This is a genomic window from Streptomyces sp. NPDC001933, from assembly GCF_042890955.1.
Lineage (GTDB): Bacteria > Actinomycetota > Actinomycetes > Streptomycetales > Streptomycetaceae > Streptomyces.
On the sequence record NZ_JBIASS010000011.1, the window covers coordinates 226,650 to 248,332 of the forward strand.

Consider the following 21,683-nt stretch of genomic DNA (forward strand, 5'->3'; position numbering starts at 1 on the left):
TACGGCGCCCCGTGCTACGTGCTACGTGCTACGTGATCGAGACGCGGAACAGCTTGTCCGAGCCGTCGGGTTCGTTCCCCTTGTTGTCGCAGTTGGTGGTGGAGAGCCAGAGCTGGTCCTGGCCGGGCACCTCGGTGACGGTGCGCAGCCTGCCGTACGTACCGACGTAGTACGCGCTCGGTGTGCCCAGCTCCTCGGTGTCACCGGTGATCGGCACCCGCCACAGCCGTTCGCCCTTCAGCGCGGCCATGTAGATGACGTTGCGGACGATGGCGATCCCGCTGGGCGAGGCCTCGGAGATGTTCCAGGTCTTCTTCGGGTTGGTCATGCCGGTGGTGGTGCAGGTGCCCTCGCAGACGGGCCAGCCGTAGTTCTTGCCCGGCTTGATCAGGTTGAGCTCGTCCTTCTTGCTGTCGCCGAACTCCGCCTCCCACAGACGGCCGTTGCGGTCGAAGGCGAGGCCCTGCGGATTGCGGTGTCCGTAGCTGTAGACGTAGTTGCCGAACGGGTTGCCGGGGGCGGCCCTGCCGTCCGTCGTCATCCGCAGGATCTTGCCGTTCAGCGAGTTCTTGTCCTGGGCCAGGTCGGGTGTCTGCGCCTCACCGGTCGATGCGTACAGATAGCCGTCGGGGCCGAAGGCGAGCCGTCCGCCGTTGTGGTACCTGCTCTTCTTGATCCCCTGGAGCAGGACCTTGTAGCCGCTGAGCGAGCTGCCGTCGTAGGTCATCCGGGCGACGCGGTTGCCCTCGGAGGCGGTGTGCATGAAGTACACGTAGTGGTTGGCGGACCACTTCGGGTCGACGGCGACGCCGAGCAGTCCGCCCTCGCCGTCGGTGGTGACCGTTTCGGGTACGGTGCCGACCTGGGTCCGGGTGCCGCCGGGGGTGGCCTTGAGGACCTTGAAGCTGTCCCGCTCGGTCACCAGCGCGGACTTGCCGTCGGGCATCCAGTGGATGCCCCAGGGGATGGACCAGCCGCTGGAGACGGTGGTGATGCCGGAGGGCACCCCGCCGTCGGTGGTGCAGTCCGGGGTGGTGAAGGCGACCGTATTGCTCGGCGGTGAGGCGTTGCCCGCCGCGTCCTTGGCGACGACGTCCAGGCTGTACGGGCTGGCGCAGGCGAGCCCGGTGAGCGTGGTCGTGGTGGCGGGCGGTGTGCCGGTCACGGTCTTGTAGACGGTGCTGCCGCTGCGTACCTCGTAGGCGGTGACGGCCTTGTCGTCCGTCGACGCCCCCCAGCTCAGGGCGACGCTGTTCACGGTGAGGCCCGAGGCGGACAGGGTGCCCGGTGCCGAGGGTGCGGTGGTGTCGTCGCTCTTCGGGGTGGTGCAGTCCACGACGGGGCTGACCGACGACACGTTGCCGGCCTCGTCACGCGCGAACAGTGTGAGGTTGTACGTGGTGTCGGCACTGAGCCCGGTCAGGTTCTTCGTGGTGGCGGTGCCCGGTGCCTCGCCGAACTTGTTGCCGTGTTCGTAGATGTCGTACGCGACGACACCCACGTCGTCCGTGGCGGCTCCCCAGGTGAGGGTGAGGCTGTTCTCGGTGATCTCCGAGCAGCTGGGCGCCGTGGGTGCGGTGGGTGCCTCGGTGTCCGACGGGGTGACCGTGACGTCCAGGTAGTCGAGGTTGGGCAGCCCGTCGGCGGTCGTGGACGTCAGCCGGATCTTGTTGCTGCCCGCCTTGAGGGGGGTGGTCAGGGTGGAGGTGGCCCAGGTGTTCCAGTCGGTGGTGGCGTTGAAGGCGCGGGCCGCCGAGACGACCGTGCCGCCCACGGCGACATCGGCGGGCCGGGCGTCCGCGGTGCCGTTGGAGTAGCGGACGGCGATCTTGCCGGTGCCAGCGGAGGCCGCGGTGACGGTGAACTCCACATAGCTGCCGACGACGTTGTCGCCGTTGACGAATCCGGTGCCCGAGTAGCCGGAGTGGTTGGACTCGGCGGCGCCCTCGACGATCGTCGCGGACTCCGCCTCGTACCGGGTGGCGGCCGCGGCGGCCTGCTGCGGTATCGCCTGCACCAGGGCGGTGCAGAGCAGTACGGCCGTGAGGGCGGCCGCCGTTCGTCGTGACGTGGTGAGCGTCGCTATCCGCATCCGAACCTCCTTACGGGACCCAGTAGTTGCCGGATGCCACGATCATCGACTGGAGCTGGACGCTGCCGCCGTAGTAGAGATCCGGGTCGATGGAGGTGGTGGCGAGCTTGTTCCAGAGCGCGTCGAGCCAGGCCTGGGAGCCGGAGTCGGTCAGCGCGGTCACGACGAACGGGGCGGTGAACGCCATGTCGTTGCCGCTGTCGAACACCGAACCGTTGAGGTGGTAGCCGCTGGCGATCTTGTCCGGGTTCCCGCCCGTCTCGGCCTTGATCCAGGAGTTGAGCTTGCGGGCCGAGGCGAGCGAGGCGCTGTCCCCGCTGGTGACGGCGTCGGCGCCGATGCGCCACGGGTCGCGGCAGGCGTTCCAGGAGTAGTCGCCGTCGTTGGGGCCTTCCAGCACCTCGCCCGGTGCGGGCTTGGCGGTGGCGTTGGTGTTGACGACGAAGTCGGCCAACAGACCTGTCGCGGAAGCGTACTTGGACTGCTGGGAGGTGATCAGGTTCTGGTGCGCGGTGCGCACGGTGTCCCAGGTGCTGTCACCGGTGGCGGCCTTGAATGCGCGGAAGTGGTCGATCATCCAGTCCGAGGAGCGGGTCATCCAGTAGTGGGACTCCCCCGAGTCCGACCAGTCACCGAGCAGCATCAGGTGCGTGGTCGGGTTGACCTCGCTCTTCTTGATGGCGTTGATGTGTTTGACCGCGAGGCCCTTGTAGTCGTACGTGCCGGTGGATCCCCACTGCTTGTCGGCGAGGAGCAGCCCGTAGGCGACGTCGAGGTCCCCGTCGGTCGCCGAGTCGGAGCCGTCGACGCTCTTGCAGGAGGCGTTCTGTTCGGCGGCGAGGAGGTCGGCGTTGTTCACCGAGGGGTGCGCGAGCATGTACTTCACCATGCCGTCGAAGACGGTCCTCGCCTCCGGGTCGGCGCCCGCCATCGTCGCGGTGACGACCATCCCGTAGCCCTGGGCCTCGGCGACGTAGGGGTGGTCGGCGTCCGGCGAGATGACCTCGTACCAGCCGTTGCCGCAGTTCTTCTTCACGAACGCGGACTTCCAGGCGTTGTACGTCTTGATCACGGCCCGGTCGAGCGACGTCTGCGTGCCCGACGGTTTCAGCATCCCCGTGGCGTAGGGAAGTCGATGGCTGCCGAAGGGCACCGCGGGGGCGTCGGCGGCGGTGGCCTTGGGGAGATGGCCCAGCAGGGGCAGGAGCAGACAGCTGAGTCCTGTGAGGGCGGCGACCAAGCGGCGTGGGGGTGCGGCAGGGTGCACGGGTGATCCCTTCCGGTTCGGTGTTAGGAAAGGTTCCTAACCGACACTGCATGGGATTCCTTGCGGAGCTTTCTGTCAATGCCCCGCGTGGGCCCAAATCTCTTGCGGGGCAATGCGGTTGGACCGGGTGCGGGCGGACCCTGCGGCCGGAACGGGCCGGTCAGAGCAGCTGGTAGCCGCGCATGCGGGTGAGCAGGAACCGGAAGTTGTCGCCCTCGGTGAGGATGTGCGGCTGCCCGGCCGGATGGGAGTCGGCCCGGTCGTCCTCGACGGTCTCGAAGGCGCCGAGTCCGCCGCTGCTCGCCGAGGGCGACCAGTGCAGTTTCCAGCCCGCCGCGTGCGCGGTGGCGGGGAGCCCGGCGGTGGCGGCGACGGTGCCGACGGCCGCGCCGAGCAGGGCTCGCCTGGAAGGGTTCGTCACTTCGACCTCGCTCGGAGTCGTTCGTTCGGGATCTCGGAGTCGTCGCAGGATCTCGGAGGTACCGCAGGATCTCGGAGATGCCGCGTTCACAGGAGTGTCCGTTGTTCAGTGACGTGCTCAAGCGTTGCGTGCCGGCGGGTCCCGGTCAATGGCCCGGGCGGAAGAGGCCGGAGCGAGGGCGGGGCGCCGAAGGGGCGATGACGCGGGCCGCGGAAGTTCGGGCGGCGGGGGAATGCCTGGCGGCCCGTGATCGTTGAGCCAGGGAGTACCAACCGACGACGTAAGGATCGACCGCACGTGAGCCAGGTCCCCTCCATCACTCTCAACAACGGCGTCGAGATGCCGCAGCTCGGTTTCGGTGTCTGGCAGGTGCCGGACGACGAGGCCACGAAGGCGGTCAGCACCGCCATCGAGTCCGGGTACCGGAGCATCGACACCGCCGCGATCTACGAGAACGAGCGGGGCACCGGACGGGCGATCGCGGCCTCCGGTGTCGCACGCGAAGAGCTGTTCGTCACCACGAAGCTGTGGAACAGCGAGCAGGGCTACGACTCGACCCTGCGCGCCTTCGACGCCTCGCTCGACAAGCTGGGGCTGGAGTACGTGGATCTGTACCTGATCCACTGGCCGGTGCCGGCCAAGGACGCGTACGTCGACACGTACAAGGCGTTCGAGAAGATCCATGCCGACGGACGTGCGAAGGCCATCGGTGTCTCGAACTTCCTTCCCGAGCACCTGGAGCGGCTGCTCGGCGAGACCGCCGTGGTCCCGGTGATCAACCAGATCGAGCTCCACCCGCAGCTCCAGCAGGCCGAGTCGCGCGCCTTCCACGCCAAGCACGCCATCGCGACCGAGGCGTGGTCGCCGCTGGGCCAGGGCAAGGGCCTCCTGGAGGTCCCGACGGTCGTCGCGATCGCCCGCAAGCACGACCGCACGCCCGCCCAGGTGGTGCTCCGCTGGCACATCCAGACCGGCAATGTGGTGATCCCGAAGTCCGTGACGCCGTCCCGGATCGCGGAGAACCTCGATGTGTTCGGCTTCGAGCTGGACGCCGACGACCTGGCCGCGTTCGCCGCACTGGACGAGGGCAAGCGCCTCGGCCCGAACCCCGGCGAGTTCAACCTCGCCTGAACCACCGGCGAAACGGATCGCCGCCCGGCTGCCGAGCCGGGCGGCGGTCCGCCACTGGACAGCCCTGGTACCGAAGGGACCGGAACATGAGCGGGGACACCGCGCCCGCCGTCGCGGCGGGCCGCTACCTGCTGCGCAATGTGGCCAGCGGGCTGCTGCTGGAGGTGCGCGGCTCCGCCAAGGGCGGCGGCGCCCCGGTCCAGCAGGGCTCGGAGAGCGGTTCGGCGGCCCAGCAGTGGCAGCTCTCGCCCGTGCACGAGGGCGCCGCGCTCCACTATCTGGTCAATGTCCACAGCGGAAAGCGTCTGGACGTCGCCAACGCCTCCACCGAGAACGGCGCCGTGATCCAGCAGTGGCGGGCCAACAACTACGGCGCCCAGGAATGGCTGATCGAGCGGCATCCGGAGGCGCCGGGGGTGGTGACCCTGGTCAGCTTCATCAGCGGGCTCGTCCTCGAAGTGGCCGACGGCAGCAAGGCCGACGGCGCGCGTGTCCAGCAGTGGGAGGACACCGACTCCCCCGGCCAGTGGTGGCGGTTGGAGCCGGTGCGGGACGCCACCGGCGCGTAGGCCGGATACAGGCCCGCACGGGGACATGTGCGGCTGCGCGTGGTGCGGACCGCCGTTCCGGCGGCCCTTCGGGGCCGTCCCGCCCCGGGCCTTCACTCGCCTGGGTCAAGACGACCCGCCGACCCCCTGGCGGCTGGGACATGGGCGGCGTCTGCCGCGCCGACGCCACGTTCTGCCGCCCGGTCGCCGGGCCCTGCCAAGGGCCGTACCGGTCGGCTGGCAGAGCCTCGCCGTCCGGCTTTAATATGGCCTAGCAGGTGTTCGAACCTGTGGTGGTCGTTCAGGTGAGGCTATCCGACCGGGTCGCCCCGGTCGGATAGCCTGAATGGAGCCCCGGCCCGATTACGGCGGGCCGGGGTTCTACGTCACCTGAGTGACTCGGTTTTACCAGTCCTTGCCACCGCGGTCGTCGTCGTAGTGACGCTCGATCACGCGGAAGCTGCCAACGACACCGTTCTTGACCCACACACCGCCGTCGACGTGGCCCGGGTGCACCCCGTTGCTGTCGCTGTGCGGTCCGACGGTGGCGATGGGGGCGCCGTTGTCGCAGGTGACCCCGCGGAAGACCTCGACGGTGTGGCGGCTGTCGTTGCGGATGTTGAGCGTCTTGGAGCCGAGGCCGCTGACCACGGTCACGCAGCCGCCGCGCTCGTCACTGTACGTCCGCTCGTTGATGTGGATCCGGCCCTCGTAGTGGTGGCCCCCACCGTAGCCACCGCCGCCGCCGCCGCCACCTCGCTCGTTGCCACCCTTGCCCTCGTTGCCCTTGCCGACGTCGCCGCCGCCGAGAGCCGAAACGGGAGCAGCCTGCTGGACGGCCGGGGCAGCCGCCTGAGCCGGCTCGGAGGTGGCAGCCGAAGCGTAGGTGATGCCGGTGGCGGCCAGGGCCGCGGCGGCCGCGACGGCAGCCGTAACGATCGTGGAACGCGTAATCATTTCGCTTCTCCTGTCTCAGAGAGACCGACCGATGCGGTCGATCTGCGGATGAAATTACTGACGATCCGAATACGTGTCATTTCAGACACGTCGAAGGTCGGCGCCCGAGCGCCAGTCGGGTTACACGAAATACGCGATATGCGATTTTCACATCATTAGATGAGTTCCAACTGCCCCTGTTCGCGGGTGGGTTGACTCGCCATTAGGCTGCACAGGGGACTTTCTGATGCTCACTCACCCTGGCGGCAGTGTGTCTTGCCTTGACACGGGCCGGGCAAGACACTGGTGCCGCAAAAGCCCAGGTCAGCCGTCCAGCCAGCGCCTGAGGTCCTCGGTGTGCTCACCGACACGCGGTGGCCGCCGTTCGTAGCGCGGCGGGGTGCGGGACAGTCCGATGGGGTTGGCCACCAGGCGCATGGGGTCGTCGGGGTCCGCGTCGGCCGGTGTGACCTGCGGCGACAGGCCCAGGCGCTCGGCGAGATCGAAGGCGCCCGCGAGGTCGTTGACCGGGCCGCAGGGCACCCCGAGCGGGGTGAGCAGGGCGAACCACTCGGCCGCGGTGCGCGCGGCGAGCCGCGTGGACATCTCCTCGGCCAGCGCGTCGACGTGTGCCACCCGGTCCGCGTTCGAGGCGAACCGGGGGTCGGTGGCCAGCTCCTCGGCGCCCAGGCCCCGGCACAGGGCCTGGAACTGCCGGTCGTTCCCGACGGCGACGACGAGCGGCCGGTCCGCCGCCCGGTAGACCTCGTACGGGGCGATGGACGGGTGACGGTTGCCGAGGATGCCCGGCACCTGACCGGCCAGGGTGTAGCCGCCCGCCTGGTTCACCATGCTCGACAGCAGCGAGGACAGCAGATCGACCTCGACGTGCTGGCCCTCACCGGTCGCGTCGCGGTGGCGCAGCGCCGCCATGACACCCACGGCAGCGTGCAGTCCGGTGAGCACGTCGACGAGCGCCACACCCGTCTTGACGGGCTGTCCCGGCGCGGGCCCGGTGACGCTCATCAGCCCGCCGACCGCTTGCAGCAGCAAGTCGTAGCCGGGCAGCCCGGCGCCCTCGCCGGATCCGAATCCGGTCACCGAGCAGTAGACGATGCCGGGGTTGAGCGCCTCGGCCTGCGTGTAGGAGAGTCCGTACTTGTCCATCGTGCCGGGCCGGAAGTTCTCGAAGAGCACATCGGCCCGGCGCACCAGCGCATGGGCGTCGCGGCGTCCTTCCGGTGTGCCGAGCTCGATGGCGAAGGACCGTTTGTTGCGGTTCACGGACAGGAAGTACGTCGACTCCCCATGCGCGTGGGGTGGTCCCCAGGCCCGGGTGTCGTCGCCCGCGCCGGGACGCTCCACCTTGATGACGTCGGCGCCGAGGTCGGCGAGAAGCATCGTGGCGTACGGAGCGGCCAGCACCCGCCCGAAGTCGGCGACCACGACACCCGACAGGGGGCCGGGAACGGGCGTGCCCACCGGGCGACCGTCCGGAATGCGCGTCTGCGACGGGGCGGCCGACGGGGTCGCGCCGGTGTCCGGGGTGGCTGGGGTGTGCTGCATTCGGCTCCCTCTCGACAAGGCCTGTCACGCGCCGGGCCGCTGATGGCCGCGATCGCGAAGCCTCATCCTGGGCATGCCGCACACCCCGTGCCAGTGGACGAGATGTCCTGTCCGGCCCCCGGGTACCACTCCAATCCGTCGATGGGCCGTGGGCCGGGGATCCGGTCGGCGTCAGCTCCGGCGGCCCAGGTGCACGGTCCGCGCCGACAGCAGGAAGACATCGGGGCGCCGACGCAGCCCGGCCGGGTCCTCGGGGTCGAGCAGCCGGTCGAGTACGGTGATGTCCTCGGCCGAGAGGTCGTCCTCGAACATCTCGCGGCGACGGGCGAGTTCGGCGACGACATGGTCGCGGGCCCGCTCGGGGAGCGGTGCCGGAAGGTCGAGCAGGAAGCTGCGGGTGCCCTGCGGCTCCAGCCCCACGGCGGTGAACAGGGCGCTCCAGTCCTCGGTCTCCCGCTTGGTGCCGGGCAGTGCGGCCCGCATGTTCTCGAACCGGTCCGCGTTGACCGCTTCGAGCCTGGCCTCCAGACCGGGCCGTCCCATGCCGATGTCGCGCGGGAGGCGGCGGGGCTGCAGACCGCCCTCGGCCAGGGCGACCGTTCCGCCGGGGCGCAGCAGTGCGGCGAATCCGGCGAGGACGGCGCGCTGGTCTCCCATGTGGTGCAGGGCGTTGCCGACCCAGATGAGGTCCGCCTCGCCGAGCCCTTCGAGGTCGTCGGGGATGTCGGCGTGCCGGGTGCCGACCCGGTCGCCGAGGCCGAGCCGTTCGGCGCGGGCGCGGGTGCGTTCCAGGAGTGCCGCGGTGCCGTCGACGGCGACGACCTCCGCCTCGGGGAACACCTCGGCGAGCAGGCAGGCGATGACGCCCGGTCCGCTGCCGATGTCGAGCACCCTGCGCACCTTCGGTGCCGTGGGAAGCCCGGCGATCCAGCGGGCTGCCTCCTCGTACTGCGGCCGGCTGATCTCGGCCTCCTGCTCCAGCATCGGCCCCATGACGTCCCAGTCGAGGTCGCCGTGGTCGTGGTGGTTTCCCTGCGGGGCGCCGTGGCGGTGGCCGTGGGCGGTGTGCTGGTGATGGCCGTGACCGGTGGGCTGACTCGCGTGATCGGTGTGCTGACTCATGGGGACAGCCTCACCTCGGGCCGGACCCCCTGGCAAGTTCCGTTGCCGGTTCAGCAAGTCTTATGCATGCCGGTCACACCTCTCCCGCACGGCGCCTCATTCACGCGTCAAGCCCCTCGGGGCCGGGACTCCCCCGGGACGCGACGGCCTTCCGGCCGACGAGGGGTTTCCCCTGATGGGCGGGGCAGGCGATGGCCCCGCACCCCGGGCGCCACCCCCACGCGGGCCTCAGCGCGCTGATTAATGGCCCAACACGCTTGCTCGGCAACGGTGTTGAAGCGTTATGACCGAGCCCGTACGGTGCACTCGCCCGCCCCCGTCGAGCCGGCGCCGGAGCATACTCATGACGCGCCGCACCTTCCTTACCGGAACCGCCGCCGTGCCCGCGCGGTCGTCGCCCGGGACGGGATACCGGCGTACAGCGGCGTGCGGCTGGTCAAGCTCACCGACGGGTGACCGGGCGCGGACCAGGGTCTGTCCGTCGCCGTTCCGGACAGACCTTCACCGAATGGACACCGGCTTATTGCCGGTGGGCCCCCTGGCCCATAACTTGCGTTTATGGAGCTGGAGTTGCGCCATCTGCGAACCGTACGTGCCATCGCCGACACCGGCAGCCTGACCAAGGCGGCCGCTACCCTCGGGCTCGCACAGCCCGCGCTGAGCGCACAGTTGCGGAGGATCGAGAAGGCGCTCGGCGGCCCGCTCTTCGACCGGGACCACACCGGCGCCCGGCCCACGCTGCTGGGCGAGCTGGTGCTGGAACGGGCCCGGGTGGTGCTGCCCGCCGTGAGCGAACTCCAGGAGGAGGCGGTGCGGTTCGCCAATGCCTGGGGCACCATGGAGCGCTTCCGGCTGGGCGGCACGCACGGACCGCTGCTGGGCGGCCTGGTGGACCGGCTGGCCGCCGCGCACCCGGCCGCGCCCGTGTCGACGTACACCTCCTGGTCGGTCGGCGAGATCGCCTCCCAGCTCATCGACGGCAGGCTCGACTTCGCGCTGATCGGGGCCTGCGGGGAGAGCCCGCCGCCGGCGCAGGACCGGTTGACCTGGCAGGTCATCGGCATCGACCCGGTCTTCGTGATGCTGCCGGACACCCATCGGCTGGCCGGTGAGCAGGAGCTCAGCCTCTCCGCCCTGGCCGACGAGTGCTGGGCGGACGTACCGGGCGAGGGCTGCTTCGCCGACTGTTTCGTCAGCGCCTGCGCGCGGGCCGGGTTCAGTCCGGTCTCGGTGTACGAGACGGACACGGCGTCCGTCGTCCACCTCGTGCAGGTGGGCCGGGCGGTCGGGCTGTGCCGGGCGACGTTCCCGCCGACGCCCGGGGTGGTGACACGGCCGATCACCGGCTCGCCGCTCAGCTGGCGCCATCTGCTGGGCCGGCATCCGCGGTCGGCGGCTGCCGACGCGGCGGCGGGCGCGGTGAGCGGGCACACCCGGGCGGCGTACGCGGAGGCGGTGAAGCGCAGCGAGAGCTACACGCGCTGGCTCGCCGCGCACCCACGGTTCGGCGCGGCGATGTGACGGCGTGCCGAATGCCGTGCACCGCCGTGGCCAGGGTCTTCCGTCTGGATCAGGCCTGATCGGGGAGCGGGGCACGCGAGCCCGGCGTGATCCAGACGAGAGGCCCTATCGCACCCCGTGCCCGTCGGCGATCGCCGCCACCCGCGCGGCCAGCTTCAGATCGGACTCGGTGACCACACCGCCCGCGTCGTGCGTGTTCACGGAGAGGGAGACGGTGTTGTAGCCGAGCGTCAGATCGGAGTGGTGGTTCATTTCGTCCTGGATCGCGGCGATGTGCGCGGTCAGCCCGAGGGCGGCGAAGTGGCTGTGGAGCCGGTAGGTGCAGGTGATCCGGTCCCCTTCCAGCGACCAGCCGGGCAGCTCACCCAGTCGGTCCTCGATCTCCTGCTGCGACAGCGGTGCGGCGGGCATACGGCGACTCCTCATCGACGATCGGTGCCGGTCGGCGGTGCCGGTGACGTTACGGTCTCGGTATGACGACTGTGGCGATTGACACGGGGGTAGGGCCGCTGCTGCGCAGTTGGCGGGAGCAGCGCCGGATCAGCCAACTGGAGCTGGCGCTCCGTGCCGATTCCTCGGCCCGGCACATCTCCTTCATCGAGACGGGCCGCTCCCGCCCCAGCGAGGAGATGATCCTGCGGCTGGCCGAGCATCTCGACATCCCGGTCAGGGAGCGCAACGCCCTTCTGCTGGTGGGTGGTTACGCGCCCCGCTACGCACAGACCGCGTTCGACGACCCGGCGCTGGACGCGCTGCGCGAGGGGATGGACCGGCTGCTCCAGGCGTACGAACCGTATCCGGCGCTGGTCGTCGACGGTACGTACGACGTGGTGGCGGCCAATCGGGGTATGGCGATGCTGCTGGACCCGGTGGCCGAGCACCTGCTCGTACCGCCGCTGAACGCCATGCGGCTCACCCTGCACCCGGAGGGTCTGGCCCCGCGCATCCGCAATCTGCGGGAATGGCGGGCCGATCTGCTGTCCCAGATGGAGCGTCAGATCGCCCTGGCCCGTTCGGCGCAGCTGCGTGAGCTGTACGAGGAGGTCGCGGGCTATCCCGTACCGGAGAGCACCGGCTCCACCGGCTCCGTGACCGCTCCGTCGCTGCCCTTCGCGCTGCCGTTGCAGATCGAGCACCACGGCGAGGTGCTCTCCTTCGTCTGCTCCATCGCGACGTTCAACACACCGATGGATGTGACGGTGGCCGAGCTGGCGATCGAGACGTTCCTGCCCGCCGACCGGGCCACCGCCGACCACCTGCGCTCGCTCACTTCCTGACGACCGGAGCGGTCCACGGTGCCCCGGAGCGCGCCGGCGCGATCGCGGCGACGGTCACGCAGGCCAGCACGGCCACGGCGAGCAGCAGCGGAAGTCTCGGGTGTCCGTGCAGTACGGCCGCGGCGCCGGCGACCGCGCCGAGCATCATCGCGGCGGCCGAGAGGAACCGCCGTCCGGCCCGGCTGCCGCCTCCGCCGGCGAACCGGCTGTCGGAGAGGATGCCGGTGATGGTCAGGGTCAGCACGGTCGTGGTGAGGTCGGGTACCGCCAACGCCCTGGAGACCGCGTTCTGCAAGCCGAGTCCAAGACCGAGCAGCGCGACGAGCGCGAAGCGGACCCCGCCGGTGAAGGGGTGGCCGGAGGCCACGGCGACGATCAGCGCGGCCAGGACGCAGGCGGTCTCCACGAGGAGCGCGTACAGCAGCATCCGGCCGCGGTGCGTCAGGGTGCGGTGCACGATCAGGCCGCCGAGCAGTGCCCCGACCGCGAACGCGGCGAGCGCGACGAGCGACGCGGCGAGCGAGAACCCCGGTGCTCCGGCGATGGCGAAGCCGGAGAAGACCACGTTTCCGGTCATGTTGGCCACGAACACCCGGCCCAGTTCCAGATAGCTGACGGCGTCGACCAGGCCGGTGACGACGGTCAGGGCGAGCATCAGGGGCGGCAGCGGTCCATGACGGTCGTTCAGGTCCGGAACGACGGTGGACCATGCCTCACGCAGCAGGCCGGGCACGGACACGGGCACACTCCGATCACGGGGGCGACTGCTCGGAATTCTCCGCCCCGGCCCCGTGGAACACCACGACCGGCGCAGGTGCGCCGCCCGGCCCGGCGGGCGGGGCGGCGCACCTGTTGCTAGACGCGTGCTCCGTTGTCGAGCGGGTCGCGACGCGCCGTTCTCGTGCCGGAGCGGCGGCCGGGGGCCCGCTTCCGGGCGGGCGGCGGTGCCTTGCTGCTCCGTTCCAGGAGCAGGGCGGCCGGGACGGCGGTCATCACCGAGGAGTACGTGCCGACGCAGATGCCGATCAGCAGGGCGAGCGCGAAGTCGGCCAGCGAGTCACCGCCCAGTACGGCGAGTGCGGTGAGGATGAAGAGTGCGCCCATTCCGGTGTTGAGTGTTCTCGGGACGGTCTGGAGGACGGCCCGGTTGGCGACCTCGGCAACGGGTGCGCGACGGGCCTTCGCCCACAGTTCCCGCACCCGGTCGAAGACCACCACCGAGTCGTTGACGGAGTATCCGATGACGGTGAGGAGTGCGGCCAGGAAGATGCCGTCGACGGTGCGCCCCAGCCAGGCGAAGGCTCCGACCAGGATGATGACGTCGTGGACCAGCGCCACGACCGAGCCCACCGCGAACGTCCAGCGGAATCTGACCGCCAGATACGCCAGCTGGACGAGGACGGCGATGCCGAGCGCGATCAGGGCGTTGCGCCGCAGTTCGTCGCCGAGGCTGGGGCCGATGAGTTCGTCGCGGACCTTGGTGGTCTTGCCGCCCTCCTCCGCGAGGGCGGCGCGCAGGGCGTGTTCGCCGTCGTTGTCGAGCTTCCCGGTCCGTACGGAGATGTCGCCCGCGCCCGCCGTGGTGACCTCGGCGTCGCCGAAGCCGGCGCCGGCCAGTGCGGTGCGGGCCTGCTCCACGTCGACGGGCCGGCTGGTCGAGTACTCGACGAGCCGGCCGCCGGTGAATTCGACGCCCAGGTTGACGCCGCGTACGAAGATGCCGAGGACGGCGACGGCGACCAGTGCCGAGGAGATCAGCAGCCAGCGGCGCGGGGACCGCATCAGCTGAGGGTCGCGGCGGTTCAGCCAGGTGCGCACCCGGCCGGGGCCGGTGATGCCGTTGACGCCCCGGTAGTCGCCGACGAACCGGGAGCCGGCGGCGATCTCGGTGAGTGCGCGGGCGATGACGAGCGCGGAGAACATGGAGGCCAGCACGCCGATGGCGAGGGTGACTCCGAAGCCCTTCACCGGTCCCGAGCCGAGGAAGAAGAGCAGCCCGGCCGCGATCAGCGTCGTCACGTTGGAGTCGGCGACGGCGCTCCAGGCGCCACGGAATCCGGCGGTCAGCGAGGAGCGCAGCGAGCGGCCCGGGTGCTGGGTGTGTTCCTCCCTGGCCCGCTCGAAGACCAGCACATTGGCGTCGACCGCCATCCCGATGGCCAGGACGAAGCCGGCGAGGCCCGGAAGGGTGAGGGTGACGCCGAGGGCCACCAGGGCCGCGTAGGAGATAAGTCCGTAGGCGCCGAGTGCGACGGCGGCCAGTGCGCCGAAGAGCCGGTACACGATGGTGATGAAGAGCGCGGTGGCGGCGGCGCCGATGAGGGCGGCCCGTGCGCTGGCGTCGATGGCGGCGGCGCCGAGCGTCGGGCCGACGGTCCGCTGCTCGACGATCTCGACGGGGAGCGGCAGGGCACCGCCCTTGATCAGCAGGGCCAGTTCGCGGGCCTCGTCCGCGCTGAACGATCCGGTGATCTGGGTGGATCCGGAGGGCAGTCCGGCATTGCAGGCGACGGAGGGCGATACCTGCGGCGAGGAGATGATCTGCTCGTCGAGGACGATGGCGACGCGGCGCCGGTCGTCCTGGACCGGGTGGCAGGCGGCTTCGCCGGTCAGCCGGGTCCAGTCCCGGCCCGCGTCCTTGTGGAAGTCCAGCGAGACGGTCCAGCCCGCGCCCTGCTGGGCGTCGAAGGCGGCGGTGGCGTCCTTGACACCCGCGCCGGAGAGCCTGGCCGGGCCGAGGTCGAGGGCGCGGCCCTGTTCGTCGGGGAGCGTCGGCCCGTCGCCGGACTTCTCGCCGCCCGGCGTGTCCGACTTCTTGTCGGTCGGTGTGTCCGACTTCTCGCCGCTCGGCGGGCCGGACGCGCCGGGCTTTTCGTCGGTCGGTGTGCCCTGCCCCTGGACCGCGTGGAAGCTGAGCTGGGCGGTTCTGCCGATGACCTCGGCGGCCTTGCGGGGGTCCTGGACGTCCGGGAGTTCGACGATGATCCGGTCCTCGCCGGAGCGGGTCAGCGTGGGTTCGGCGACGCCGAGGGAGTCGATGCGCTGGCGGAGCACCTCCAGGGTGCGGTCGGTGCTGTCCCGGTCCGCCTTCGCGGTGTCCGAGTCCTTGGCCTGGAGCACCATTCTGGTGCCGCCCTGAAGATCGAGGCCGAGTCTGGGTGACATGGTCAGCGTGATGAGCACGGAGACGAGCAGTACGGCCGCAGCCAGAACCGCTCGCACCGTGGTGGCGCGAGTCATGGGTTTCCTCCGAGGGGGCGCCGGGCGCCCTCACCTCGGCGAGGACGGGACGGCGGTTCAGCGGGACGGGACCGGTGGCAGGACCGGTGGCCGGTGAACGGCCGTCCACGGAGGCCCGCGTACGCCGGGGAGCGTGACGCGGGAGCGGTCGGTGGCATGTGGGGGCGCGGCAGGGACCGGGCCGTGGGCGCGGAGCAGTGCTCGGACGCCGGAGGTGCCGGGGAGCAGGAGGTCCGGGCCGGGCGGCGGGAGGTGGTGTGCGGTGCGGGCCTGGTCGCTGCCGGCCCGGGGCTGGGGCCGGGGTTCGGGCGGCGGCTGGGAGCGGTGGTGGTCGGTCGCCGTGGCCGTGCGGCTGCGCCGGGTGTCGTGGACGGTGCCGGCGGCGCCGGTGCCGGTGCGGGCGGTCCGGTCGGTGTGCTGGGTGGGCTGATGGGCGCCGGGCGTGTACGCGGCGGAGGGCGGCACCCCCGCGAACGGCCGGGCGGGGAGTGCGGATCCGGCGGCTGCTGGGGTGCCGCCGACGACGGTGAGGACTGAGAGCAGGAGGGCGGCGAGGAGCAGCCGGGCCGCCTGCGCGGTGCCGAGGCGTGCCGGGGCGTCCGGCCGTGCCCTCGGGCCTGTCCGGCGGATCAGGGCCGGGCGCGCCCTCGGGGGCACATTCCCCGGGGGCGGCCCCGGGAGGGGGGTCACCCGGTTCGGCCGGTCAGGGCCGGTGCCGCGCCGGCCTGGCGGAGTACGGAGCTGAGTACCAGACCCGCTCCGCGTACGACCGCGGTCGCCGGGTCGTCGGCGAGACGGACCGGTACGCCGAGGCGGACCGCGATCCGGTTGGTGATGTCGGGCCGGGCGGCCCCGCCCCCGGCGAGCAACGGGCCCTTGCGCAGGGCCCCGAGGACGGCACCGTGCCGGTCCTGCTTCCACATCTCCATGACCATGTCCAGGACGGTGCGGACGACCGCGGTGGGCGGCTGTGCCGGGTCGAGGTCGTCCAGCCCGGTCTCGGCCTGGCGGGCGTCGCGGACCTGTCCGTCGACGAGCACGGTCGCCTCGGTCAGCCCGGCGCCGATGTCGACGACGAGCAGCGGCCCGCCGGTCCCTGGTCCGGCGCATGCGGCGGCGGCCCGCGCGCTGTCGAGGGCGATGACGGTCGTCGGCCCCAGGGCCGCGATCAGTTCCGCCGCCTCGGCGCGGTGCCGGGCGCCGGCGAGGACGGGGTGGCTGACCACGATCACGGAGCCGGTGCGGTCCGCACCCAGTGCCGTGTCGGCGATCCGGCCGAGCAGCCGGCCGCAGGACTCGGGGTCGACGATGCGCCCCCGCCGGACCGGGCTGCCGTGCCCCGACTCCGTGCCGGAGCCGTCGCGGACGTCGGTGTCGGCCAGGACGCCGTGTCCGGGCACCCAGACGCGGGTGCGGGAGCTGCCGAGATCGAGGGCGAGTCCACGGGTGACACCCCGGTGGCCCCGGCGGGCGGTCGGGACGGGGCGCCGCCCGTCGTGCAGAGAACGCATCGCCTCTCCTCCGCCGCCCTGGCACCACAGCCACGCAGACCATCCATGGACCCGCTGATAGCGAGGCATGGCCGAGCCCTCACTATGCAATAGGGAGGCAAAGAAAGCCACTCCCCAGCAAAATCCAAGGGCCAGAGTCTGTCGTGTGTCACACCTCCGACGGCAGGAAGGCGGCAACCAGTTCGGCGAACGCGTCCGGCGCGGCGATCCGGACACCGAGGTCCTCGGCCTTGGTGCGCTTGGATCCGGCCTTCTCCCCGGCGACCAGGAGCGAGGTGCGCTTGGAGACGCTGGACGAGGACTTCCCGCCGGCCCGCTCGATCAGCTCGTTCATCTCGTTGCGGGAGAGCTTCTCCAGCGCGCCGGTCATGGCTCCGGTGACCACCACGGTCATCCCCGCCAGCGGCAGACCCGTGCCCTCCCCGTCCCCGGCGGCGTCCGCTTCCGCGCTCTCCTCCCCCGGCGCGGGCGGCGGCGTCGCGCCGGGCTCCGTCATGTTGACCCCGGCGGCCACCAGCTTCTCGATCAGCGGGGCCAGCTCCACCAGCTCCGCGACGACGCCCGCGGCCTTCTCCTTGCCGATGCCGTCGACCCGCTGGAGCTCTTCGGCGTCGGCCGCCCTGATCCGGTCCATGTCCGCGAAGTACCGTGCGATGCGCCGCGACATGGAGCGCCCGGTGCCACGGACGCCCAGCGCGCAGAAGACCCGGGAGAGCGGCTGGGTACGGGCCGTCTCGATGGCGGCCAGGAGGTTGTCGGTGCTGGTCTCACCCATCCGTTCCAGGCCCAGCAGCTGTTCGCGGCCGAGGGTGAACAGGTCGGCGAAGTCGGCCACCAGACCGGCGTCGACGAGCTGGACGACACGGGTCGCGCCGAGGCCCTCGATGTCGAGCTGGTCGCGGCCCGCCGCGTACGAGACGGAGGCGACGAGCCGGCAGTCACGGCCACGGACACAGCGCCAGCGCTGCTCGCTGGTGTCTATCTCGGAGCCGCACTGCGGGCACGACTCGGGGAACTCGATGGGCTTCTCGTCTCCGGTGCGCAGATGGGCGACGGGGGCCTCGATCCGGGGGATGATGTCGCCCGCCTTGTAGACCATCACCCGGTCGCCCAGGCGCAGATCGCGGCGGGTGATGTCGGCGGGGTTGTGCAGCGTGGCATAGCTGACGGTCGAGCCGTCGATCTCGACCGGCTCCAGCACGGCGCGCGGCGCGATGATGCCGGTCCGGCCCACGTTCCACTCGACGGCCAGGAGCCGGGTGACCTTCTCGACGGCCGGGAGCTTGTACGCGATGGCCCAGCGCGGCGCCCTGCTCCCGGATCCGGCCTCGCGCTGGTCCGCGGCGAGATCGGCCTTGATGACGATGCCGTCGATGCCGAACGGCAACGAGGCGCGCAGGGCCGCGACTTCCTCGACCCGGCTCTGCACCTCCTCGACGGTGGTGACGGTGCGCGGCGCCACGTCCGTGTCCGCCGCGGTGTGCACGCCGAGCCGGGCGGCGTAGGCGAGGACCTCGCTGTGCGGGAGTTCGGCGAGGGTGTCGGTGAGCTCGCCGGAGTCGGGCAGCGGCAGGGCGCCGTAGGCGAAGAACGTCATCTCAACCGTGTACGCGCGGTCCTTGGCCCTCAGGGTGCCCGCCGCGCCGTTCCTCGGGTTGGCGAAGGGGGCGCCGCCGTGTTCGGTGCGCACGGCGTTGGCCTGCTCGAACTGCTCGGTCGTCATGAGGATCTCGCCGCGCATCTCGATCGTCACCGGTTCGGCGAGCTGCTCGGGCAGGCACGCCACGGTGCCGATCGCATGCGAGACGTCCTCGCCCGCGGTGCCGTCGCCCCGGGTGATCAGCTGCTCCAGGCGGCCCGCCCGGTAGCGCGCCGCGACGGCCAGTCCGTCGAGCTTCGGCTCCACGCTCCAGGCGGCGACGGGGCGGCCTATCCGGCGCTCCAGCGACGCCGTCCAGGTGACGAACTGTTCGGCCGAGAAGACGTTGTCCAGGGACAGCATCGGAACGGTGTGCGGCACGTCCCCGGTCGCGGCGCCGCCTGCCACCTTGCCGGTCGGGGAGGCGTCCAGCACCTCCTGGGGGTGCTCCTGCTCGTACGCGGCGATCCCCCGCACCAGCCGGTCGTAGGCGTCGTCGTCGAGCGTGCTCTCGCCCGTGGCGTAGTACGCGGCGGCGGCCCGCGAGGCCTCCTCGACAGCGGCGGCGTAGGCGGCGGTGTCGGCGAGCACAACAGCTGAGTTCGTCATGGCCCCCATCCTGCCGCCCACCACTGACAACGGCCCTCAGCCCGCTGCCTGAGCCGTTCCGTCCTCCTCGTCGGCGCCCTCCGCCTCGCCCGGCGCGGCCAGCGGTATCTGCGGCCCCGAACACTCCCGGAGCCAGCGCCGCAGCACCTTGTGCACCTGTTCGGCGCCGACCAGTTCCGTGTCCGGCTCCACCGGCGCGGAGAGGTCGGCCGGCCACAGCAGGAAGGGCCTGGACTGCTCGCCGCCCAGGCCGCCGTGCGAGCCGATCTGCTCCTCGAAGGCGTGCACGCAGCCCGTGGCGCCGTCGTACATCGAGTTGACCATGATGTCGGCGACGTGCGGGAAGGTGTCGGTCCGCCGCACCGCCGCGGCCGCCCCCGGACCGAACGGGGCCAGCGGCCCTTCCCCGTCCACCAGCTCCGACACCGGGATCTGTGCCCCGCCGCGGCCCAGCACCACCGATCCGTGCCGCTCGCTGCGGACCAGCAGGAAGCCGATGCCGGGGTGGTTGGCGAGGGTGCCGAGCAGGGCGGGGTGGCTGCGGTCGAGCTGTTCGCGCGAGGCGCGTCCCGCGATGTCGGGGAAGGAGATCAGGCCGAGGTTCCCGGAGGCGAGGACCACGGGGTCGGACGGCTTGGCGAGAGGTTCCGCCGCTCCCTCGCCGACCGGCCGGTGCAGGGCGATCCGTACCGCGTCCCGCGCCTCCGAGCCGCTGCGGGTGCGCTGCGCCCGCCGGGACACCGGCAGCCCGCAGCCGGCCCGCACCAGGTCCTTGAGGGTCAGCCCGTACGCCCCCGCGAAGGTCTCCCCCGGGCTCTGTCCGTGGTCGGAGAGCAGCACGATCCGGTAGGTGCGCGGGGTGTGTTCGGCGACCTTGACGATCAGGGCGAGCGAGCGGTCCAGGCGCGCGAGCACCTTCGCCGCGTCGCGGCTGTTCGGTCCGGAGTGGTGCGCCACCTCGTCGTAGGCGACCAGGTCGGCGTAGACGGCGGTCCGGCCGGCGAACATGTCCCCGATGACGGCGGAGACCACCACATCGCGCTCGACGACGGTCGCGAAGGCCCGGATGAAGGGGAACAGCCCGCCGCGCTTGATCCGGGGCGCCACCTTCCGCATCCGCGCCCGGGTCGACTGGCCGACCTCGCGGCAGACCTCGGCCACGAACGACAACGCGGTGCGCACCGCGTTGGCCGGGTCGGAGAAGTACGCGAAGTACCCGGCCCTGGAGCGGCGGCCCTTGCCGAACCGGGCCGCCATGGACAGCACGAGCGCCAGTTGGTCGGCGCCGCCGCTGAAGAGGTTGCCGCGGCTGGCGCCGTCCAGGGTGAGCAGCCCGCCGTCGTGGGTGCGCGCTATGGCCCTGCGCTGGAGTTCGAGGGCGCTCGCGGGTCTGCTGGAGACCATGACGTCGCCGGTCTCCTTCTCGTACCAGCGGAAGGCGGGGACGTCGTGGTTGCTGCCGTGCAGGATGCCGAGCTGGCTGGCCCCGGTCTGGCTGGACCAGTCGGTGCGCCACGGAGTGAGCCGGTACCTCTCCTTGTCGGCCAGCCAGTGCGCGACGGTCGGCATCAGCCCTTCCTCGGCGGCACGGGCGAGCGCGTCGTGGCCGACTCCGTCGAGCTGGATGAAGACGGTGCCCGGCGGTCCGCTGCGCCCGCTGTCCGTGCCGGTGCGGCGCCGGCGGCGGACGGCCAGCCGGGAGAGCCTGCGCCGGTAGGCGTTGTCGTCGCGGACGGCGAGCGCCGTGGAGGTCGCCGAGGCGACGGCGGACATCACGGCCGCGACGACGACGGCCGTCTCCGGGTCGGCGGCGCCGCGCCCGTCCGGGATGAGCCGCAGGGCGAGCAGCAGCAGCGAGCCGTTCAGGAAGAAGACGAGCAGCCCGAGGACCAGTGCGGGCACGATGAGCAGCGCCCTGACCACGACCGGCCAGACCAGTGCGGAGAGCAGACCGAACGCGCCGGCGCCCCAGGCGGCGGTGAACGCGGTCTTGGTTATGCTGTCGCCGTCGTCCGACTGGAGCTGGAAGTCCGGCAGAATCCCGGCGAGCGCCAGCATCGTGAGCGTCGATACCGCCCACACCACGACCACTCGCATCAGGGCGCTGCCGGCTGCTCGCCATCGCCCGTCACCCACGCCGTTTCCACCTCACGTCCGGCCCCCGCCGTTCCGGGCCTCGGCCCCCAGCTTTTCACAGCGGGGCCGCGGGCCAAGGTGGCCGGAGGGTCAGCAGCCGTCGTAGCCGGCGGTCGGCATGGAAAGCCTGCGGTGCACGCTCGCCTTCGTACGGGCGTTGTACGGCGGCTCGTCGAGTCCGGCGAGCTCCAGGCGTACGCCGCGCCGCTCGCACTCCGCGGCGAACTCCGGCACCGAGGTGAGTGCGCGCGCCAGCACGCGGTCGTTGGCGGCGACGAACAGTTCGACGTCGCCGCTCTCGACGTCGGTCCACAGGGCGTGGTGGTCGGGGCGCAGTCCGTAGAGCCGCAGCTGCCGGGTGACGACGTAGCCCTTGTCCGCGGCCCAGCGGGCGCACATGTCCTGCTGACCGCGGGTGTCCACGAGGAACGGGTCGCTGTCGAGCTCCTCCAGCGGTGTGAGGCTGGCGATGGCCGCCACCCGTACGTCCGTCACGTCCCCCATGGGCGTTCCCCCCGTGCTTGGCGTACGGGCGACCCTACCCTCCGGTCACCCGCGCAAGAAGGCGCGTGCGGGGACGGGAGGAGCGCGAAGCCCGGGCCCGGGACGCCTGTGCGCCCCCAGCGCTTAGGCTCGATGCCGGGGGAAGCATTCCGGGAGCCGGAGA

At 71.5% G+C, this 21,683-nt stretch carries 17 protein-coding genes and 1 pseudogene; 4 read left to right on the forward strand and 14 right to left on the reverse strand.

Going from position 1 to position 21,683, the window contains the following annotated elements:
- Window positions 1-28: 28 nt before the first annotated feature.
- From ACFYY7_RS26230 to ACFYY7_RS26240, 3 genes and pseudogenes are all read right to left on the reverse strand, one after another.
- Window positions 29-2,092, reverse strand: a complete 2,064-nt coding sequence (locus ACFYY7_RS26230; protein WP_388665059.1) for a PQQ-dependent sugar dehydrogenase — start codon at window positions 2,090-2,092, stop codon at window positions 29-31.
- 10 nt (window positions 2,093-2,102) lie between these two features.
- Window positions 2,103-3,359, reverse strand: a complete 1,257-nt coding sequence (locus ACFYY7_RS26235) for a glycosyl hydrolase family 8 (RefSeq protein WP_388665061.1) — start codon at window positions 3,357-3,359, stop codon at window positions 2,103-2,105.
- 196 nt (window positions 3,360-3,555) lie between these two features.
- Window positions 3,556-3,780 (reverse strand): annotated as a pseudogene (locus ACFYY7_RS26240) (Tat pathway signal sequence domain protein); the annotation flags it as partial.
- Window positions 3,781-4,077: 297 nt separating this feature from the next.
- Between ACFYY7_RS26240 and ACFYY7_RS26245 the strand changes: the two are divergent.
- Together ACFYY7_RS26245 and ACFYY7_RS26250 are read left to right on the forward strand one after the other, a co-directional pair.
- Window positions 4,078-4,911, forward strand: a complete 834-nt coding sequence (locus ACFYY7_RS26245) for an aldo/keto reductase (protein WP_388665063.1) — start codon at window positions 4,078-4,080, stop codon at window positions 4,909-4,911.
- Window positions 4,912-4,997: 86 nt separating this feature from the next.
- Window positions 4,998-5,480 carry an RICIN domain-containing protein gene (locus ACFYY7_RS26250; protein ID WP_388665065.1) on the forward strand — a complete coding sequence of 161 codons (483 nt, stop codon included), beginning with the start codon at window positions 4,998-5,000 and terminating at the stop codon, window positions 5,478-5,480.
- Window positions 5,481-5,864: 384 nt separating this feature from the next.
- Here the strand turns inward: ACFYY7_RS26250 and ACFYY7_RS26255 are convergent, their stop codons facing one another.
- The 3 genes from ACFYY7_RS26255 to ACFYY7_RS26265 all read right to left on the reverse strand — a co-directional run bounded on the left by ACFYY7_RS26255 (window position 5,865) and on the right by ACFYY7_RS26265 (window position 9,083).
- Window positions 5,865-6,416, reverse strand: coding sequence for a hypothetical protein (locus tag ACFYY7_RS26255; RefSeq protein ID WP_388665067.1), 552 nt, complete (start codon window positions 6,414-6,416; stop codon window positions 5,865-5,867).
- A 303-nt stretch (window positions 6,417-6,719) separates the two neighbouring features.
- The gene (locus ACFYY7_RS26260; protein ID WP_388665069.1) at window positions 6,720-7,961 is read right to left on the reverse strand and encodes a CaiB/BaiF CoA transferase family protein; all 1,242 of its coding nucleotides are present in this window, start codon (window positions 7,959-7,961) and stop codon (window positions 6,720-6,722) included.
- Window positions 7,962-8,132: 171 nt separating this feature from the next.
- A complete protein-coding gene (locus ACFYY7_RS26265) occupies window positions 8,133-9,083 on the reverse strand; it encodes a class I SAM-dependent methyltransferase (protein WP_388665071.1) in 951 nt (316 codons plus the stop codon).
- Between the two features lie 558 nt (window positions 9,084-9,641).
- Here ACFYY7_RS26265 and ACFYY7_RS26270 point away from each other — a divergent pair.
- The gene (locus ACFYY7_RS26270) at window positions 9,642-10,604 is read left to right on the forward strand and encodes a LysR family transcriptional regulator (RefSeq protein WP_388665073.1); all 963 of its coding nucleotides are present in this window, start codon (window positions 9,642-9,644) and stop codon (window positions 10,602-10,604) included.
- A 105-nt stretch (window positions 10,605-10,709) separates the two neighbouring features.
- Here ACFYY7_RS26270 and ACFYY7_RS26275 read toward each other — a convergent pair whose 3' ends face one another.
- A complete protein-coding gene (locus tag ACFYY7_RS26275) occupies window positions 10,710-11,015 on the reverse strand; it encodes a 4a-hydroxytetrahydrobiopterin dehydratase (RefSeq protein WP_388665075.1) in 306 nt (101 codons plus the stop codon).
- Window positions 11,016-11,077: 62 nt separating this feature from the next.
- Between ACFYY7_RS26275 and ACFYY7_RS26280 the strand changes: the two genes are divergently transcribed.
- A complete protein-coding gene (locus tag ACFYY7_RS26280; protein WP_388665077.1) occupies window positions 11,078-11,881 on the forward strand; it encodes a helix-turn-helix domain-containing protein in 804 nt (267 codons plus the stop codon).
- Here the strand turns inward: ACFYY7_RS26280 and ACFYY7_RS26285 are convergent.
- From ACFYY7_RS26285 to ACFYY7_RS26315, 7 genes are all read right to left on the reverse strand, one after another.
- Window positions 11,871-12,614: a DUF1275 family protein gene (locus ACFYY7_RS26285; protein ID WP_388665238.1), complete on the reverse strand. Its 744-nt coding sequence runs from the start codon at window positions 12,612-12,614 to the stop codon at window positions 11,871-11,873. The genes ACFYY7_RS26280 and ACFYY7_RS26285 overlap by 11 nt on opposite strands.
- Before the next feature lie 122 nt (window positions 12,615-12,736).
- Window positions 12,737-15,121, reverse strand: coding sequence for a protein translocase subunit SecD (secD, locus tag ACFYY7_RS26290; RefSeq protein ID WP_388665078.1), 2,385 nt, complete (start codon window positions 15,119-15,121; stop codon window positions 12,737-12,739).
- A 57-nt stretch (window positions 15,122-15,178) separates the two neighbouring features.
- Window positions 15,179-15,778, reverse strand: coding sequence for a hypothetical protein (locus ACFYY7_RS26295; RefSeq protein ID WP_388665079.1), 600 nt, complete (start codon window positions 15,776-15,778; stop codon window positions 15,179-15,181).
- 29 nt (window positions 15,779-15,807) lie between these two features.
- The gene (locus tag ACFYY7_RS26300; RefSeq protein WP_388665081.1) at window positions 15,808-16,632 is read right to left on the reverse strand and encodes a rod shape-determining protein; all 825 of its coding nucleotides are present in this window, start codon (window positions 16,630-16,632) and stop codon (window positions 15,808-15,810) included.
- 148 nt (window positions 16,633-16,780) lie between these two features.
- Complete coding sequence (gene ligA / locus ACFYY7_RS26305) at window positions 16,781-18,889, reverse strand: NAD-dependent DNA ligase LigA (protein ID WP_388665083.1); 2,109 nt, start codon at window positions 18,887-18,889, stop codon at window positions 16,781-16,783.
- Between the two features lie 27 nt (window positions 18,890-18,916).
- Window positions 18,917-21,016, reverse strand: a complete 2,100-nt coding sequence (locus tag ACFYY7_RS26310; RefSeq protein WP_388665085.1) for a phage holin family protein — start codon at window positions 21,014-21,016, stop codon at window positions 18,917-18,919.
- Between the two features lie 90 nt (window positions 21,017-21,106).
- Window positions 21,107-21,520, reverse strand: a complete 414-nt coding sequence (locus ACFYY7_RS26315; RefSeq protein ID WP_351257918.1) for a hypothetical protein — start codon at window positions 21,518-21,520, stop codon at window positions 21,107-21,109.
- Between the last annotated feature and the right edge of the window lie 163 nt (window positions 21,521-21,683).

What these genes read in the sequence shown, in the direction of transcription:
- ACFYY7_RS26280 (WP_388665077.1), top strand. Translation starts at nt 11,078, where the DNA reads ATGACGACTGTGGCGATTGACACGGGGGTAGGGCCGCTGCTGCGCAGT.
- ACFYY7_RS26250 (WP_388665065.1), top strand. Translation starts at nt 4,998, where the DNA reads ATGAGCGGGGACACCGCGCCCGCCGTCGCGGCGGGCCGCTACCTGCTG.
- ACFYY7_RS26260 (WP_388665069.1), bottom strand. Translation starts at nt 7,961, where the DNA reads ATGCAGCACACCCCAGCCACCCCGGACACCGGCGCGACCCCGTCGGCC.
- ACFYY7_RS26255 (WP_388665067.1), bottom strand. Translation starts at nt 6,416, where the DNA reads ATGATTACGCGTTCCACGATCGTTACGGCTGCCGTCGCGGCCGCCGCG.
- ACFYY7_RS26230 (WP_388665059.1), bottom strand. Translation starts at nt 2,092, where the DNA reads ATGCGGATAGCGACGCTCACCACGTCACGACGAACGGCGGCCGCCCTC.
- ACFYY7_RS26315 (WP_351257918.1), bottom strand. Translation starts at nt 21,520, where the DNA reads ATGGGGGACGTGACGGACGTACGGGTGGCGGCCATCGCCAGCCTCACA.
- secD (WP_388665078.1), bottom strand. Translation starts at nt 15,121, where the DNA reads ATGACTCGCGCCACCACGGTGCGAGCGGTTCTGGCTGCGGCCGTACTG.
- ACFYY7_RS26300 (WP_388665081.1), bottom strand. Translation starts at nt 16,632, where the DNA reads ATGCGTTCTCTGCACGACGGGCGGCGCCCCGTCCCGACCGCCCGCCGG.
- ACFYY7_RS26270 (WP_388665073.1), top strand. Translation starts at nt 9,642, where the DNA reads ATGGAGCTGGAGTTGCGCCATCTGCGAACCGTACGTGCCATCGCCGAC.
- ACFYY7_RS26275 (WP_388665075.1), bottom strand. Translation starts at nt 11,015, where the DNA reads ATGCCCGCCGCACCGCTGTCGCAGCAGGAGATCGAGGACCGACTGGGT.
- ACFYY7_RS26265 (WP_388665071.1), bottom strand. Translation starts at nt 9,083, where the DNA reads ATGAGTCAGCACACCGATCACGCGAGTCAGCCCACCGGTCACGGCCAT.
- ligA (WP_388665083.1), bottom strand. Translation starts at nt 18,889, where the DNA reads ATGGGGGCCATGACGAACTCAGCTGTTGTGCTCGCCGACACCGCCGCC.